The sequence below is a fragment of the Hydrogenophaga sp. genome (genome assembly GCF_030373225.1).
GTDB lineage: Bacteria > Pseudomonadota > Gammaproteobacteria > Burkholderiales > Burkholderiaceae_C > Hydrogenophaga.
Genome location: NZ_JAUCZG010000001.1, coordinates 21,276 through 35,831, shown reverse-complemented (window position 1 = coordinate 35,831; position 14,556 = coordinate 21,276). Strand labels below are relative to the sequence as shown.

Genomic DNA, 14,556 nt, shown 5'->3' with positions numbered 1-14,556 from the left:
CCAGCGAACGGCGCGCGAGCCGGGCTTCGTCCAGGGGCAACGAGGGTCCGACTCCGCCGGCCCAAGATGCCGTCCCCTTCCAGGCCGAAGGCGCCAGAGAGGGGGAAGCCGCGCAGCGGCGCAGGGGGTGTTTCATATCAGCGACCCACAGTGGCCAGCAGGCTGTCGAACGTGCTCTGCGCCACCTGCAGGAACTTCGCCGAGGCCTGGTAGGCCTGCTGGTACTGCAGCAGGCGCGCGGCTTCTTCGTCGAGGTTCACGCCCGACACGTTGGTGCGGGCCGTCTCGGCGGTGGTAGCGATCTGGCCGGAGAAATCGGCGGCGAACTTCGCGCCCTGCACACGCGTGCCGACGTCGGAGAACAGGCTCACATACCCATCGGCCAGGGGCACGCCTTCGAACGTGGGGCGGTCGTGCAGCGCCAGCACGGCGCTGGCGTTGCCGGCGTTCTGCGCGGTGGAGCCGGGCGGCGCGGCGGCGATGTCGAAGCGGTCGCCGGGGCTGGGACTGCCACGCAGCGTCAGGCTCCAGCCGTTGAGCACGATCGGCTGACCCGGTGCGAAGTTCCAGGTGGCGGGTGGGCCGGGGTTGTCGGGTGGCGGGTTGGCGGGGTCCATCACGCCGGACACTTCGAACGTGCCGTTGGCCTGGAAGGTCAGGCTCACCGGGTTGGTGAGGCTGGCCGAACCGGACGAGGCGTACAGGCTTTCCACACTCAGACCGCCCGAGTTGGCCAGTGCCGGCGTCACCAGCACCGGGCTGGCCGCAGCCAGGCGGTCGGGCGAACCGATGGCCAGCTGCAGGTTGCGTGCGGCAGCCTCGAACGGCCGGACCAGGATGCGGTCGCCGGCGGCGCCGGCGCCGGCATCGATGTTGAAGGTCAGGCCATCCTTGACGAAGCTGGTCCCGGGTGCCGGGACGCTCGCGTCACCGTCGGACAGGCGCACCACGCTCACCCCTGCGGCCGAAAAACGCAGCTCGTAGTCCGAAGCCATGAGCGCGGTCGGGTCGCTGACGCTGGCACTCACCACCGCGTTGCCGGTGTTGGTGGGGGCGGGCAGACCGGTCGCGGCGGCGGGCGGAATGAAAAAGTCCTGACCCGGGTTGCCCTGCAGGTCGATACCCAGCCGATGCTGGTCGTTCACCGAGGTGGCCGAGGCCAGTGCCATGCGACCCAGCAGGTTCTGCACACCCACCAGATCGGTGTTGAGAAAATTCATCAGGCCCGAGAGCCCACCGCCGCCCAGCGTGCTGTCGGGCAGGGGTGTGCTCACACTGCCCTGCACGAACGACACACCGATGCGCGAGTTGTCGGTGGCATCGCGCGTGACGGCGAGCTGGCTGGCACGCTGGCCCAGCAGCAGCGGCTGGCTGCCGGCCACGAACACGCTCACCGCGCCGTCCTTGTCGAAGATCGTGCTGGTCTGGATGTGCTGGCTGAGCTCGCCGAGCATCTGGTCGCGCTGGTCGAACAGGTCGTTGGGTGTGTGCTCGCCACCGGCAGACTCGACGATCCGCTGGTTGATCTTGGCCAGGTCCTGCGCCAGGCCGTTGATCACATCCACCGTGCCCTGCACCTGCTGCTGTGTGCTGCGCGAGAGCGCGTCGAGCTGGCCGGCGGTGTTGCGCAGGCGGCTGGCGAACTCTTCGCCCTTGGCGATCACCACCACGCGTGCGGTGAGGTTGTTGGGTGCGGACGCCACATCGTTCCAGGCATTGAGCGTGTCGTTGAGCGCAGCGCCCAGACCGGATGCACCGAGCGGAAACGCGCTTTCCAGCGCCTGCAGGCGCGAGTAGCGAACCGAGTCGGCGGCCGCCACCGACGCCGTGAGCTGCGCCTCGCGCGTGAGATAGGCGTTGTGCGAACGCTCCACCGTGGCCATGTCCACACCCTTGCCGATGTAGCCATTCCCGAAAGCCTGCGCACCGGCGGTGGTGAGCTGCACGCTCTGACGCGAGTAGCCCGCCGTGTTGACGTTGGCGATGTTGTGGCCGATGACCTGCAGGGCCGCGAGATTCGTGGTGAGGGCGCGGGCGCCGATGTTGAGCGATGACATGGTGGTGAGGTCCTCAGCCCTGAGCGCGTTGCAGGCTCAGCGTGGTGTTGATCGCGCGGCTGAGCTTGGCGGCGTATTGGGGGTCGGTGGCGTAGCCGGCCTTTTGCAGGCCGGTGGCAAAGCCCTGCACCGAGCCGAGCTGGTCCATCACCTTGTCGTAGCGCGGGCTGTTGCCGATCAGGCTGGCGTAGTCGCGGAACGAGTCGGCGTACGAGTCGTAGGCGCGGAACTTCGCGGTGACCTTGCGCGGCTCGCCGTTGATGTATTCGGTGGTGGTGATTTCGGCGACCTTGCCCTTCCAGCCGCCAGTGGCCTTGATGCCGAAGAGGTTGTGCGACGGCGTTCCGTCGGCGTGGCGGATCTCGCTCTTGCCCCAGCCGGTCTCGTGCCCGGCCTGGCCGATCATGAAACTGGCCGGAATGCCCGACTCGCGCGCCACCACGGCGGCGGCCTGGCTGTGCTGGTCGACAAACCCCGCCTGGCGCCCGCCGGCGCTGGCGCGGCCCACGGTGCTGATCTCGCCGGCCGAAGGCAGTGCGCTCTGCGCACCGGCCGCGTCCGGGGCACTGGTCTGCATCTGGCGGGCGAGCTGGCGCTCGATGGCCTCGGACAGGCCACCGGGCAGGCCCGAGAGCTGGACCGCGAACTGCTGGTCGAGCAGGTCGGTTCCCAGGTCGGCGCCCTCGCCTTCCATCAGCCCCGACTTCTGCGTGGCCTCGCGCATGCTCTTGATGAGTTCGCGCATGAACAGCGATTCGAACTGTTTGGCCGCTTCCTTGAGCGCGGCCTTGTCGTTGCCATCCTTGCCCGCGCCGTACCGCAGCGCTTTGAGCGCCGTCGGGTCGGCCGCGAGGCCGGCGTTGGAGAGGGACCGGGTCGGGTTCATGGCCGGACTGGACCTTGCAAGGGCTTCGACAGGCTCAGCCCGAACGGAGGGGAGCTCAGCCCGGAGGGCGAAAACGCGCGTTCAGAAATACCGCGCAACCGGCTCCGCCGGGGCGCAGGTATTGCCCCCTGGAGGGGGGATGCGGCTACACGCAGTGAGCAAGCGACGGGGGGGTTCATATGACCTCCAGTTCGGCGTTCATCGCGCCAGACGCCTTGATGGCTTGCAGGATGGCCAGCAGGTCCTGGGGCGTTGCGCCCAGTGAATTGAGGGCGCGCACCACGTCGGCGAGCTGCGGCGCGGTGTCGAGCGTGATCAGCGAGCCCTTGTCCTGGCTGATCTGGATGTTGGCCTGCTCGGTCACCACGGTCTGGCCGCCGGTGGACAAGGCGTTGGGCTGGCTGATCACCGGGGTGGAGCTGATGCTCACCGAGAGGTTGCCGTGCGAGACCGCGCAGGCGCCCAGGCTCACCGCCTGGTTCATCACGATGGAGCCGGTGCGCGAATTGATGATCACGCGGGCCGTCGGCACGGCAGCGTCCAGGCGGATCTCTTCGACGCGGGCGAGGAAACTCACGCGCGCGCCGGGGTCGGCGGGCGCCTGCAGGCGCACCACGCGGCCGTCGATCGCGCTGGCCACGCCGGCGCCCATGGTGCGGTTGATCGCGTCGGTCACGCGGCTGGCGGTCTGGAAGTCGCTCGAGTTCAAACCGAGGTCGATGGTCTCGCCCAGGGCGAACGGGGTGGCCACCGCACGTTCCACCTGCGCGCCACCGGGCACACGGCCCGCGCTCAGGTGGTTGATCTGCACCTTGCTGCCACCGGCCGACGCACCTGCACCACCCACCAGCAGGTTGCCCTGGGCCAGCGCGTAGATTTCACCGTCGGCTCCCTTGAGAGGCGTGGTGATGAGCGTGCCGCCGCGCAGCGATTTGGAATTGCCGATGGAAGACACCGTCACGTCGATGGTCTGGCCGGGCTGGGCGAAGGCCGGCAGCTGCGCCGTGACCAGCACCGCCGCCACGTTCTTCAGCTGCATGTTCGCACCCGGCGGCAGCGACAGGCCGAGCTGCTGCAGGTAGTTGTTCATGCTCTGCGCGGTGTAGGGCATCTGCGTGGTCTGGTCGCCCGTGCCGTCCAGCCCCACCACCAGGCCGTAGCCGGTGAGCTGGTTGCTGCGCACACCCTGCACCGCCGCGATCTCCTTGATGCGGATCGACTGCGCGGCGGCCGGCCAGAGTGTCAGCACTCCGCACAAAACCACCAGGCAGCGAAAGAAGCGGTCGATTTTCATTTCATGATTCCAACTGATCCGGAGCAAAAGGTAGCCATCCAGGGGCGCCGCGGAACCGCCCTTCGACAAGCTCAGGACGGGCCACCAGCGCCGCCCCCTTGAGGGGGTCGCACGCAGTGCGGCGGGGGTGCTTCATGTTCGCAGAGGTCAAAAGGGGATAACGCTCAAAAAGAACCGCGCCAACCAGCCAATTGCCATCGCTTCACCCTGCGCACCGCGCCCGCGCGACTCCACGCGCACGTTGGCCATCTGGGTCGAGGCCACGGTGTTGCCGGGCTGGATCAGCTTGGGGTCGACCGTGCCCGAGAAGCGCAGCACGTCCACGTTCTGGTTCACGCCGATCTGCTTCTCGCCCACCACCACCAGGTGGCCGTTGGGCAGCACTTCCTGCACGGTCGTGGTGATCGAGCCCGAGAAGTTGTTGTTGTTGAGGTTCCTGCCGTCGCCGGCGAAGCTGTTTTCAGACTGCGCGCCCAGCGTGAGCTTGTCGAGCAGCGGCGCCTTGAGGAAGGGAAAGCCCGAGACGCTGCCCGAGATATCGCCGCTGCGGTCGATCGAGGCCGACGAGGTCTGACTCGCGTTCAGCCGCTCGGTGATCTGCACCGTGAGCGTGTCGCCGGGCCGGCGGGCACGCGGGTCTTCGAATGCAGGCCGATAGCTGGCCGCCTGGAACAGGCTGCCACTGGGCACGGCATTGACCGCGGCGGGTGGCACCGCCTGCGCGTAACGCACCGGCTGCACCGGCTCCAGGTCCACCTTGGAACTCATGGTTTCGCAACCGCTGGCGAGCACGGCCAGCAAAAGCCATGCAGACAGGAAAACAGGGCGAGTGCGCATGATGGGCCTTGGTGGATGAAGGGGTGGCGTGAGTGGCCTGGTCCAGAAGAGACGCGGGGGTGCCTTACATCTGGCTCAGGCGCTGCAGCATCTGGTCGGAGGTTTGAATCGCCTTCGAATTCATCTCGTAGGCGCGCTGGGTCTGGATCATGGTCACCAGCTCCTGCACCACGTTGACGTTGGAGGTTTCCACCATGCCCTGCATCACCGTGCCCAGACCGGCCGAGCCCGGCGCTCCGGTGATCGGGTTGCCCGAGGCCAGGCTTTCGGCAAACAGGTTCTGGCCCAGCGGCTCCAGGCCGGCCGAGTTGATGAAGTTGGCCAGTTCGATGTTGCCCACCTGTTGCGGCACGGGGTTGCCCGGCAGCTTGGCGGTGACCACACCGTCGCTGGAGACCGTGATGCTTTGCGACTCGGCCGGCAGTGTGATGCCGGCGGTGAGCGGGTAGCCGCTGGAGGTGACCATGCGGCCCTGTGCATCGAGCTGGAAGCTGCCGTCGCGGGTGTAGCCGGTGGTGCCATCGGGCATCTGCACCTGGAAGAACCCTCCGCCGTTGACGGCCAGGTCGAGCGCGTTGCCCGACTGCTGCAGGCTGCCCTGCGTGAAGTTGCGCGAGGTGGCCACGGTGCGCACCCCCAGGCCCACCTGCAGCCCGGTGGGCAGCTCGGCCTGCTCGGCCGTGTTGGCACCCACCTGGCGCAGGTTCTGGTACATCAGGTCCTCGAACACGGCGGTGGCGCGTTTGAAGCCGTTGGTGGACACGTTGGCCAGGTTGTTCGAAATCACGTCCAGCTGCGTCTGTTGCGCCTGCATGCCGGTCTTGGAAATCATCAGTGAATTGATCATGGTGTGCTCCGCAAAGGAAAGTGATCAGCCATTGAGACTGAGGAGTTGGGCTGCCGTCTTGTCGTTGGTTTCGCCGTTCTGCAGCATGCGCATCTGCACCTCGAACTGGCGGGCCACGGCGATCATTCCGACCATGGCTTCCATCGGGTTCACGTTGGAACCCTCGAGCGCGCCGTCCTGCAGGCGGGCCACATCGCTGGCGGGCAGCGGGTCGCCCTGCGGGCCGCGGAACAGGCCGTCTTCACCGCGCTGCAGGCGGTTGTCTTCGTCGGGCAGCACCATCTTGAGCTTGCCGACCTGCTGCGAAGGCTGGTTGCCCACGCGGGTGCTCACCGTGCCGTCGGCGGCAATGTCCACCCGGGCGCCTTCGGGCACCACGATCGGACCACCATCGCCCAGCATGGGCAGGCCCTGGCTGTTGACCAGCGAGCCGTCGGGGTTGACCTCGAGCGCGCCGGCGCGGGTGTAGGCCTCGGTGCCATCGAGCCCCTGCACCGCAAAGTAAGCGTTGCCGCGCGCGGCCACGTCGAGGTTGCGGCCGGTGGAGGTGATGGCACCCGGGGTGTCGGAATGGCCGGCGGTGGCTTCCAGGGCGAACACGCGGGTGCTGGCACCGTCGCCACGGATGGGCACGGCGCGAAAGGTCGAGAGCTCGGCGCGAAAACCCGGCGTGGACACGTTGGCCAGGTTGTTGGCCAGCACCTGCTGCCGATGCTGGGCGGCGTTGGCGCCGGTCATCGCGGTGTAGATCAGACGGTCCATGAAGAGCTCCTTGAATGGCGGACGCCGGTGCGTGCGAGGTGGCTTCGACAAGAGGCATCGCCGCGCCTGAAAGGCCTTCGTCCAGGGGCACCGCGGAACCGGCTTTGCCGGGCCGCTGGTGCCGCCCCCTTGAGGGGGTCGCGCGAAGCGCGGCGGGGGTGTTTCATGTCCTCACCGCATGTTCAGCAGCGTGCTCAAGACCTGGTCTTGCGTCTTGATCGTCTGGGCGTTGGCCTGGTAGGCGCGCTGCGCGGTCATCATGTTCACCAGCTCGGCCGTGAGGTCGACGTTGGAGTCTTCCAGCGCACCGGAGCGCAGCACGCCGAAGTTGCCCGCGCCGGGCTCGCCGCGCAGCGGATCGCCCGAGGCGAAGGTGGACTGCCAGATGCCGTTGCTGCCGGGCGCCAGGCCCTGCGCGTTGCGGAAGTTCACCAGCGCGATCTGGCCGGCGGCGCGCGACTCACCGTTGGAGTAGCGGCCGGTGACGACACCGTTCTCGTCGATCTTCAGGCTGGTGAGCTCGCCCGGGCGGTAACCGTCCTGGTCGAGGTTGGTCACGGCGAACGAGGTGCCGAACTGCGTGACGTCGGTCAGGTCCAGCGTGGCGTTGAACGTGCCGTTGGCCGAGGTGAGTGCCACCGTGGGCGCCGGTGTGATCGAGGCCGGGTTGAGCGTGCCGTCGGCGTTGAAGTTGAGCGCAAACGACGGGCTGGCGGTGGTGGGCGCGGTGCCGTCGCCGCTGGTGTAGACGGTCCAGGTGTTGGCCGCGGTCTTGCGAAAGGCCATGGCCACCGGCACTTCCACGCCCTGCGCGTCGAACGCCACCAGCGAGGTGCCGTAGGTGGCCAGCGGGGTGTTCGGCGTGACGGCGTTCCAGACGTCGGCGCGGGTGTCGAGGTTGAACTCGGCGGTGATGGCGGTGGTCTGCTGGGCCGGGATCGGGCCGCCGGTGGGCAAGGAGAGCGGCTCGGTGTCGAAGCTCAGGCGGTTGCCGTCGGCATCGGTCGGGTAGCCCATGAGGTTGCTGCCGTCGTTGGTGACGACATTGCCTTCGCGGTCGAGCTTGAACATGCCGGCACGCGTGTAGGCGGCCGAGCCGTTGGGCTGGGTGAGTTCGAAGAAGCCGTTGCCGTTGATCGCCACGTCGAGCTCGTTGCCGGTGACGCTGATGTTGCCCTGCGTGAAGCTCTGCGCCACCGCGGCCACCGCCACACCGATGCCGGTGGCGGTGCCACCCGAGGCATTGACCGAACTGGCGTAGATCTCGGCGAACTCGGCGCGGGAACTCTTCATGCCCACGGTGTTGGAGTTGGCGATGTTGTGGCCGATCACGTCGAGGTTGCGGCTGGCGGCGTTGAGGCCGGAGAGTCCTTGCTGGAATGCCATGGTCTTGTCCTTGGAGGTGTGGGGGTCGGTTACAGGAAGGTGGCGACCTGGTCGTAGCCCAGGGTGCTGCCGTCCTGCAGTTGCAGGTTCATGGCGCCGTTGGAAAAGCCCACGGAGGTCACGGTCTGGCGGCTGTAAGTGGTGGCGGTGACGGGCTGGCCGCCGTCGGCGGCATTGACCCGGAAGCTCGCCACCTGGGTGGGGTCGATGCCGGTGCCATCCCAGTTGAACGAGTGCTGGCCGGCAGTCAGGGCGCCGAAGTCGAGCGTGTCGAGCACCTGCCCGTTCCTGCCGATCACATCGACCGTCACGCTGCCGGCATTGGCGCCCAGGCGCATCGCGCCCTTGCCCACGCTGCCGTCAAAGCCGAGCGTGTTGCCTTCGACCAGCGCTTCGCGCCCGATCAGCGAGGTGCCCTGCAGCGACTGAATGGAGCCGAACTGCGCGGCCATGCCCTTGAGCGTGGCGTTGAGTTCCTGGATGCCGCTGACCGTGTTGATCTGCGCCATCTGGGTCGTCATCTGCGCGTTGTCCATCGGATTCATCGGATCCTGGTTGTTGAGCTGCGCCACCAGGAGCTTGAGGAACCGGTCTTGCGACGCCTCCGGGTCCATGTTGTTTCGGGCGGCGGTGCCGGTGGTGCTGCCCACGGCGGTGCCGAGGCCGGAGGTGTCGATGGGAGTGGCGAACATGGTGTGTGCTTTCTTTACTGGCCCATCTGCAGCGTCTTGAGCAGCAGCGACTTGGCCGTGTTCATGACCTCGACGTTGTTCTGGTATGAACGCGAGGCCGAGATCATGTTGACCATCTCCTCCACCGGGTTCACGTTGGAATGGTTCACATAGCCTTCGGCGTCGGCGCTGGGGTGCGAGGGGTTGTGCACCCGCCGACCGGGCTCCTGGCTCTCGGTGATGGTCTGCACCTTCACACCGGCGTTGCCCGCGCCACCCATGGGCATGGTCTGGAACTGGATGTGGCGCGCCTTGTAGGCCTGACCGTCCGGCCCGGCCACGGCGTCTGCATTGGCCAGGTTGCTGGCCACCACGTTGAGACGCTGCGACTGCGCACTGACCGCACTGCCCGAGACACCGAAGATGGAAAACATCGACATGGAAAATTCCCTTCAAGTCATTGGCCGGTGATGGCGCTGAGCATCGTTTTCACGTTGGAATTGATGAACCGCAGCGTCGACTCGTAGCGCACGCTGTTGTCCACGAAGCTGGCGCGCTCCCGGTCGAGGTCGACCGAGTTGCCGTCCTGGCTGGGCTGGGTCTGCACCGTGTAGGCCAGCTTCGGGTTGTGTGCGCTCTGGGTGCCCAGATGCATGTGGCCGGCGCTGGTCAGGCTGACATCGGCACGGGCCGCTCCGCCTGCGACGTTCTTGAGCGCAGCCGCGAAGTCGAAGTCGCGTGCGATGTAGCCGGGGGTGTCGGCGTTGGCGATGTTGCTCGCAATGACCTGCTGGCGCTGTGAGCGCAGCAGCAGGGCGTTGGCATGGAAGTCCAGCCGGGCGGTCATCTGTTCGAGCATGTTCACCTCTGGGCAAGGGTTGTGGGGCGGTGGTCGGGCCATCCTCGGAGGGCACGGACACCGGGGCGTTGGACGAATTATGGAAATCTTGAGCTTCTTCAATGGCCGGAACAAAGCCCCCTTGGGCCGCCTTTTCCCGGCTTTCCCAGGCCGCGCAGCGACCTACAGTGCAGGCCATGCCAACGCTGAACACCCCCTTTGTTTCCTGCCTGACAGCGCGCCTGCGGCGCCGGCTGGCGTTGCTCGCCGTGCTGCTGGGTGTCTGCAACGCCCACGCCGGGGAGAGCGCCGCGCTGGAGAAGATGGCTCACGACTTCGTGACGCCGGCCGTGGCGCAGGCGATGCCGCAGGACGGCAGCTCGCCGCTGCGTGCCGAGGTGGTGATGGGCTCGCTCGATGCGCGCCTGCGGCTCGCTCCCTGCAACCGGGTCGAGCCCCACCTGCCCAGGGGCTCCCGGCTGTGGGGCCGCAGCCGCATCGGTTTGCGCTGTGTGGACGGTCCCACACGCTGGAACGTCTATGTGCCGGTCACCGTCAAGGCCTGGGGACCGGCCTGGGTGCTCAAGCGCGCCGTGGCCGCGGGCGACACCCTGACTCAAGAAGATGCCGATCTGGCCGAAATCGATTGGGCCGAGCAGCGATCCAGTGTGCTGGCCCTGCCCGAGCGCTGGGTGGGTCAACTCGCGGCCTTTGCGCTCACGCCGGGCCTGGCCCTGCGCGAGAGCATGGTGCGTGCGCCGCAGGCCTTTGCCCCGGGCAGCCAGGTGCGGGTCAGCGGGCGCGGCGGCGGCTTCAGCGTTTCGGCCACCGGGCAGGCGCTCACCGCCGGCATGGTGGGTGAAACCGCCCGCGTCAAGCTGCCGGGCGGGCGCGTGGTCACCGGCGTGGTGCGCGATGCGCAGACGGTCGACCTGGCGCTCTGAAACCGGGCCGGGGGCACAGACGGCCGGATTTTCGTGACGAACGCCACATCTGAATCGCTAAAGTTCTCCAGACGAGGGCCGATACAGTCAGGACAAGGCCCCGACTTCGGGGTTTGGAGCGTGACATGAAAGTCGATTCATCACCGGATTCCTACATTGGTTCTGTGGCTGGTGGCCCCCAGAAGGCCACCGCGCCGGCGGCGGCCGAAGCGGGCGCAGCGGCCTCGGCCGCCAGTGCCACGGCCAAGCCGGCAGCGGGCGTGACCGTGACGCTGTCGTCTTCCACCACCGAAGCCCGCGCGGTCTCGGGGGGCAGCGAGGTGTTCAACGCCGGCAAGGTCGAAGCCATGAAGCAGGCGATCGCCAGCGGCACCTTCCAGGTCAACGCCGAAGCGATCGCCGACAAGATGCTGTCCAACGCGGCCGAGATGCTCGGCGGCACACGCAACTGATCCACGATCCACCCACAGGGCCTCACATGAGCACCACCTCGACCAACTGCCACCCCTGGATCGGCTCGCTGCAGGTGGAGCTCGATGCGCTGGAAGCCGCCCTGCTGCGGGGCGACGCGCCCGCGGTGGAGCTGGCCAGTGCGGCCATGCAGCAAGTGCTGCTGCAAGCCCCGCCCGTCATCGCGCTGGGTGAGCCGGGCAGCGAACAGCAACAGGCCCTGTTGTCGGCGGCCGAACGCTTCTCCCGCCTGCGCCAGGCTGTGCTGCGCGCCAATGCGCACAGCCAGCGCGCCGTGACCAGCCTGCTGCCCCAGCACGCGCAGCAACCCACCTATGGCCGCCCGCTCGGCGCGCAGGGTGGTGCCGGTCGGGGTTACCTCTCGGCCTGAGCAGCGCCACCTTCGCCCGCAAAAAAACCGGCCAAGGCCGGTTTTTTCTCGTCCGTCGCGGGCCTCAGCCCTTCTTTGCGCCGAAGCGGTGCTCGATCTCGCCAACGATGCCGCGACGGAACATCAGCACGCAGACCACGAAGGTCACGCCCATGATGATCGAGACCATGGAGCCCAGGCCCGAGAGGTAGTTCTGCATGGTGACGATCACGGCCGCACCGACCGAGGGGCCCAGGATGGTGCCCATGCCGCCGAGCAGCGTCATCAGCACCACCTCGCCCGACATCTGCCATCCCACGTCGGTGAGTGTGGCGATGCCGAAGGCGATCGACTTGGTGGCACCGGCAAGACCGGCGATGGTCCCCGAGAGCACAAAGGCCACCAGCTTGTAGCGGTCGACGTTGTAGCCCAGCGAGAGCGCCCGGGGTTCGTTCTCGCGCACCGACTTCAGCACCTGGCCGAACGGCGAATGGATGATGCGGTAGATGAGCGCGAAGGCGGCGACAAAGATCGCTGCCACGAAGTAGTACATCACCGTGTCGTTGCCCAGATCGATCAGGCCGAACAGCCTGCCGCGCGGAATGCTCTGGATGCCGTCCTCGGCGTAGGTGAACGGCGCCTGCACACAGATGAAATAGATCATCTGCGCCAGCGCGAGCGTGACCATGGCGAAGTAGATGCCCTGGCGGCGCACCGCCAGCCAGCCGGTGACCAGGCCGATAAAGGCCGCGCTCAGCGTGCCCGCCAGAATCGCCAGCTCGGGCGTGAGGCCCCACACCTTGGCCGCGTGGCCGGCGACGTAGGCCGCGAAGCCGAAGAACATGGCGTGACCGAACGAGAGCAGGCCGGTGAAACCGATCAGCAGGTTGAACGCAGAGGCGAACAGCGCAAAACACAGCACCTTCATGAGGAAGATGGGGTAGCCCACGAAGGGGGCGACGAGCAGTGCCAGGAACAGCACCAGATAAACGTTGCGGGTGGCTTTGGACATTATTTCTCCCGGCCGAACAGACCTGCCGGACGGATCATCAGCACGATGACCATGATGATGAAGACCACGGTCGAGGAGATTTCTGCGTAGAACACCTTGGTGAGGCCTTCGATGAGACCGAGCGCCAGACCGGTGAGGATGGAGCCCAGGATGGAGCCCATGCCGCCGATCACGACCACGGCGAACACCACGATGATGATGTTGGAGCCCATCAGCGGACTCACCTGGTAGATCGGCGCGGCCATCACCCCGGCCAGACCCGCCAGGCCCACGCCGAAGGCATAGGTGAGTGTCACCATCAGCGGCACGTTGATGCCGAAGGCGCGCACCATGTTGGGGTTCTCGGTGCCGGCGCGCAGATAGGCGCCCAGCCTGGTTTTCTCGATCACGTACCAGGTGAACAGGCACAGGAAGATGGAGACGAACACCACCCAGGCGCGGTACTTGGGCAGGTACATGAAGCCCAGGTCGAACACGCCGCGGAAGATCTCGGGCAACTCGTAGGGTTGGCCGGACGAACCGTAGAACTCGCGGAATGCACCCTCGAACACCAGCGCCAGGCCGAAGGTGAGCAGCAGGCCGTAGAGGTGGTCGAGCTGCTGCAGGCGGCGCAGCATGGTCATCTCGATCAGGGCGCCGATGGCGCCCACCCCGATGGGGGCGAGCAGCAGGGCGAACCAGTAGTTCACACCCGCGTAATTGAGCAGCATCCACGCAAAGAAGGCGCCCACCATGTAGAGGGCACCGTGCGCGAAGTTGACGATGTTGAGCATGCCGAAGATCACGGCCAGGCCCAGCGAGAGAATCGCGTAAAACGAGCCGTTGACCAGGCCCAGCATGAGTTGCCCCATGAAGGCCGCGGTCGGCACACCAAATATTTCAGTCATTGCAGTCCGGTGAAAAGGGGCGGGCCGTGAATCACGGCCCGCCCGGTCGGCTCAGTTCAGCTCAGTCCAGGTTCACTTCTTCACGCCGGGGCACTGGCTCTGCGCGATCGGCAAGAAGGCGTCCGTGCCTTTGATGGTGCCCTTGAGGTTGTAGTAGTCCCATGTGCCCTTGGACTCCGACGGCTTCTTGACCTGGAACAGGTACATGTCGTGCACCATGCGGCCGTCTTCGCGGATCACGCCGCCCTTGGCAAACATGTCGTTGATCGGCGTGGCCTTCATTTTGGCCATCACGGTGGCGGTGTCGTCGGTGCCGGCGGCCTTCACGGCATTGAGGTAATGCATGGTCGAGGAATAGACCGAAGCGTGGTTGGAGTTCGGCTTGCGGCCGTTCATGACCTTGCTGTACTTGTCGGCCCAGGCGCGGGTCTCGGGGCTCAGGTCCCAGTACCAGGCTTCGGTGAGGTACAGGCCTTGCGCCGTGGGCAGGCCGATGGCGTGCACGTCGGTGATCAGCATCAGCAGCGCGGCCAGGCTCTGCTTCTTGGTCAGGCCGAACTCGGCCGCGGCCTTGATGCTGCTGACCGTGTCGCCGCCGGCGTTGGCCAGGCCCACAACCTTCGCACCGGAGGTTTGCGCCTGCAGCAGGAAGGACGAGAAGTCACCGGTGGACAGCGGGTGGCGCACGGCGCCCATCACCTTGCCGCCGGCGGCCTTCACCACGTCGCTGGTGTCCTTTTCCAGCGAGTGACCGAAAGCGTAGTCGGCGGTCAGGAAGTACCAGCTGTCACCACCGTCCTTCACGATGGCCTTGCCCACCACGTTGGACAGGGCGATGGTGTCCATCAGGTAGTGAATGCCGGTGGCGGGCGCGCAGTCGGCGTTGGTCAGGCGGGCCGAAGCGGCGCCGGTGGTGATGGTGATCTTGTTCTTTTCCTTGCCGAGCGCCTGCACGGCCAGCGCCACGGCGGAGTTCAGGTTTTCCACCGAGATGTCCACGCCGTCGCGGTCGAACCAGCCCTGGGCCACGTTCTTGGCGATGTCGGGCTTGTTCTGGTGGTCGGCGCTGATCACCTCGATCGGCTTGCCGAACATGGTGCCGCCGAAGTCGGCCACCGCCATGCGGGCAGCGGCCACGGCACCGGGGCCGCCGTAGTCGGCGTACAGGCCCGACATGTCGGTGAGCACACCGATCTTCACCGCATCTCCGGTGAGCTTGCCCTGCTGGGCAACGGCGAGCGATGCCCCGCCGGCCAGCACGGTGGCCATGGCGGCGGTCACGGCGGTCGAAATCAGTTTGCGTTTCATGGTGAAG

At 66.8% G+C, this 14,556-nt stretch carries 16 protein-coding genes; 3 read left to right on the top strand and 13 right to left on the bottom strand.

The genetic code is table 11. From position 1 onward, the window contains the following. Positions 1–137: 137 nt before the first annotated feature. The 10 genes from flgK to flgB all read right to left on the bottom strand — a co-directional run bounded on the left by flgK (position 138) and on the right by flgB (position 9,599). The gene (flgK, locus tag QUV35_RS00190; RefSeq protein ID WP_300870095.1) at positions 138–2,057 is read right to left on the bottom strand and encodes a flagellar hook-associated protein FlgK; all 1,920 of its coding nucleotides are present in this window, start codon (positions 2,055–2,057) and stop codon (positions 138–140) included. Positions 2,058–2,070: 13 nt separating this feature from the next. Further along, positions 2,071–2,943: a flagellar assembly peptidoglycan hydrolase FlgJ gene (gene flgJ / locus QUV35_RS00185; protein ID WP_300870094.1), complete on the bottom strand. Its 873-nt coding sequence runs from the start codon at positions 2,941–2,943 to the stop codon at positions 2,071–2,073. 175 nt (positions 2,944–3,118) lie between these two features. Then, entirely contained in the window at positions 3,119–4,237 is a 1,119-nt protein-coding gene (locus QUV35_RS00180; RefSeq protein ID WP_300870093.1) for a flagellar basal body P-ring protein FlgI, read from the bottom strand. Between the two features lie 147 nt (positions 4,238–4,384). After that, a complete protein-coding gene (locus tag QUV35_RS00175) occupies positions 4,385–5,074 on the bottom strand; it encodes a flagellar basal body L-ring protein FlgH (protein ID WP_300870092.1) in 690 nt (229 codons plus the stop codon). Between the two features lie 64 nt (positions 5,075–5,138). Continuing rightward, positions 5,139–5,921, bottom strand: coding sequence for a flagellar basal-body rod protein FlgG (gene flgG, locus QUV35_RS00170; protein ID WP_300870091.1), 783 nt, complete (start codon positions 5,919–5,921; stop codon positions 5,139–5,141). Between the two features lie 24 nt (positions 5,922–5,945). Further along, the gene (gene flgF, locus QUV35_RS00165) at positions 5,946–6,683 is read right to left on the bottom strand and encodes a flagellar basal-body rod protein FlgF (RefSeq protein ID WP_300870090.1); all 738 of its coding nucleotides are present in this window, start codon (positions 6,681–6,683) and stop codon (positions 5,946–5,948) included. 171 nt (positions 6,684–6,854) lie between these two features. Next, positions 6,855–8,069 (bottom strand): flagellar hook protein FlgE, encoded by a 1,215-nt coding sequence (gene flgE / locus QUV35_RS00160; protein ID WP_300870089.1) that lies wholly within the window; start codon positions 8,067–8,069, stop codon positions 6,855–6,857. A gap of 29 nt (positions 8,070–8,098) precedes the next feature. Next, entirely contained in the window at positions 8,099–8,761 is a 663-nt protein-coding gene (locus QUV35_RS00155; RefSeq protein ID WP_300870088.1) for a flagellar hook capping FlgD N-terminal domain-containing protein, read from the bottom strand. A 14-nt stretch (positions 8,762–8,775) separates the two neighbouring features. Beyond that, positions 8,776–9,180 carry a flagellar basal body rod protein FlgC gene (gene flgC, locus QUV35_RS00150; RefSeq protein ID WP_300870087.1) on the bottom strand — a complete coding sequence of 135 codons (405 nt, stop codon included), beginning with the start codon at positions 9,178–9,180 and terminating at the stop codon, positions 8,776–8,778. 17 nt (positions 9,181–9,197) lie between these two features. After that, positions 9,198–9,599, bottom strand: coding sequence for a flagellar basal body rod protein FlgB (flgB, locus tag QUV35_RS00145; RefSeq protein ID WP_300870086.1), 402 nt, complete (start codon positions 9,597–9,599; stop codon positions 9,198–9,200). A gap of 176 nt (positions 9,600–9,775) precedes the next feature. Between flgB and flgA the strand changes: the two genes are divergently transcribed. The 3 genes from flgA (at position 9,776) to QUV35_RS00130 (ending at position 11,363) form a co-directional block, all read left to right on the top strand. Then, entirely contained in the window at positions 9,776–10,522 is a 747-nt protein-coding gene (flgA, locus tag QUV35_RS00140; RefSeq protein ID WP_300870085.1) for a flagellar basal body P-ring formation chaperone FlgA, read from the top strand. Between the two features lie 125 nt (positions 10,523–10,647). Further along, entirely contained in the window at positions 10,648–10,974 is a 327-nt protein-coding gene (gene flgM, locus QUV35_RS00135) for a flagellar biosynthesis anti-sigma factor FlgM (RefSeq protein WP_300870084.1), read from the top strand. 26 nt (positions 10,975–11,000) lie between these two features. Then, complete coding sequence (locus QUV35_RS00130; RefSeq protein WP_300870083.1) at positions 11,001–11,363, top strand: hypothetical protein; 363 nt, start codon at positions 11,001–11,003, stop codon at positions 11,361–11,363. 64 nt (positions 11,364–11,427) lie between these two features. On the opposite strand, the gene QUV35_RS00125 is transcribed toward QUV35_RS00130, so the two are convergent. The 3 genes from QUV35_RS00125 to QUV35_RS00115 form a co-directional block, all read right to left on the bottom strand. Further along, complete coding sequence (locus tag QUV35_RS00125; protein WP_300870082.1) at positions 11,428–12,354, bottom strand: branched-chain amino acid ABC transporter permease; 927 nt, start codon at positions 12,352–12,354, stop codon at positions 11,428–11,430. After that, entirely contained in the window at positions 12,354–13,241 is an 888-nt protein-coding gene (locus QUV35_RS00120) for a branched-chain amino acid ABC transporter permease (RefSeq protein ID WP_300870081.1), read from the bottom strand. Before QUV35_RS00120 ends, QUV35_RS00125 begins: the two co-directional genes overlap by 1 nt. A gap of 72 nt (positions 13,242–13,313) precedes the next feature. Next, positions 13,314–14,549 (bottom strand): ABC transporter substrate-binding protein, encoded by a 1,236-nt coding sequence (locus QUV35_RS00115; RefSeq protein WP_300870080.1) that lies wholly within the window; start codon positions 14,547–14,549, stop codon positions 13,314–13,316. Between the last annotated feature and the right edge of the window lie 7 nt (positions 14,550–14,556).

Coding starts and splice junctions, on each gene's coding strand:
- flgF (WP_300870090.1), bottom strand. CDS start 6,683: ATGGACCGTCTGATCTACACCGCGATGACCGGCGCCAACGCCGCCCAG.
- QUV35_RS00125 (WP_300870082.1), bottom strand. CDS start 12,354: ATGTCCAAAGCCACCCGCAACGTTTATCTGGTGCTGTTCCTGGCACTG.
- flgJ (WP_300870094.1), bottom strand. CDS start 2,943: ATGAACCCGACCCGGTCCCTCTCCAACGCCGGCCTCGCGGCCGACCCG.
- QUV35_RS00120 (WP_300870081.1), bottom strand. CDS start 13,241: ATGACTGAAATATTTGGTGTGCCGACCGCGGCCTTCATGGGGCAACTC.
- flgC (WP_300870087.1), bottom strand. CDS start 9,180: ATGTCGATGTTTTCCATCTTCGGTGTCTCGGGCAGTGCGGTCAGTGCG.
- QUV35_RS00115 (WP_300870080.1), bottom strand. CDS start 14,549: ATGAAACGCAAACTGATTTCGACCGCCGTGACCGCCGCCATGGCCACC.
- flgE (WP_300870089.1), bottom strand. CDS start 8,069: ATGGCATTCCAGCAAGGACTCTCCGGCCTCAACGCCGCCAGCCGCAAC.
- flgG (WP_300870091.1), bottom strand. CDS start 5,921: ATGATCAATTCACTGATGATTTCCAAGACCGGCATGCAGGCGCAACAG.
- QUV35_RS00175 (WP_300870092.1), bottom strand. CDS start 5,074: ATGCGCACTCGCCCTGTTTTCCTGTCTGCATGGCTTTTGCTGGCCGTG.
- flgK (WP_300870095.1), bottom strand. CDS start 2,057: ATGTCATCGCTCAACATCGGCGCCCGCGCCCTCACCACGAATCTCGCG.
- QUV35_RS00155 (WP_300870088.1), bottom strand. CDS start 8,761: ATGTTCGCCACTCCCATCGACACCTCCGGCCTCGGCACCGCCGTGGGC.
- QUV35_RS00130 (WP_300870083.1), top strand. CDS start 11,001: ATGAGCACCACCTCGACCAACTGCCACCCCTGGATCGGCTCGCTGCAG.
- flgA (WP_300870085.1), top strand. CDS start 9,776: ATGCCAACGCTGAACACCCCCTTTGTTTCCTGCCTGACAGCGCGCCTG.
- flgB (WP_300870086.1), bottom strand. CDS start 9,599: ATGCTCGAACAGATGACCGCCCGGCTGGACTTCCATGCCAACGCCCTG.
- QUV35_RS00180 (WP_300870093.1), bottom strand. CDS start 4,237: ATGAAAATCGACCGCTTCTTTCGCTGCCTGGTGGTTTTGTGCGGAGTG.
- flgM (WP_300870084.1), top strand. CDS start 10,648: ATGAAAGTCGATTCATCACCGGATTCCTACATTGGTTCTGTGGCTGGT.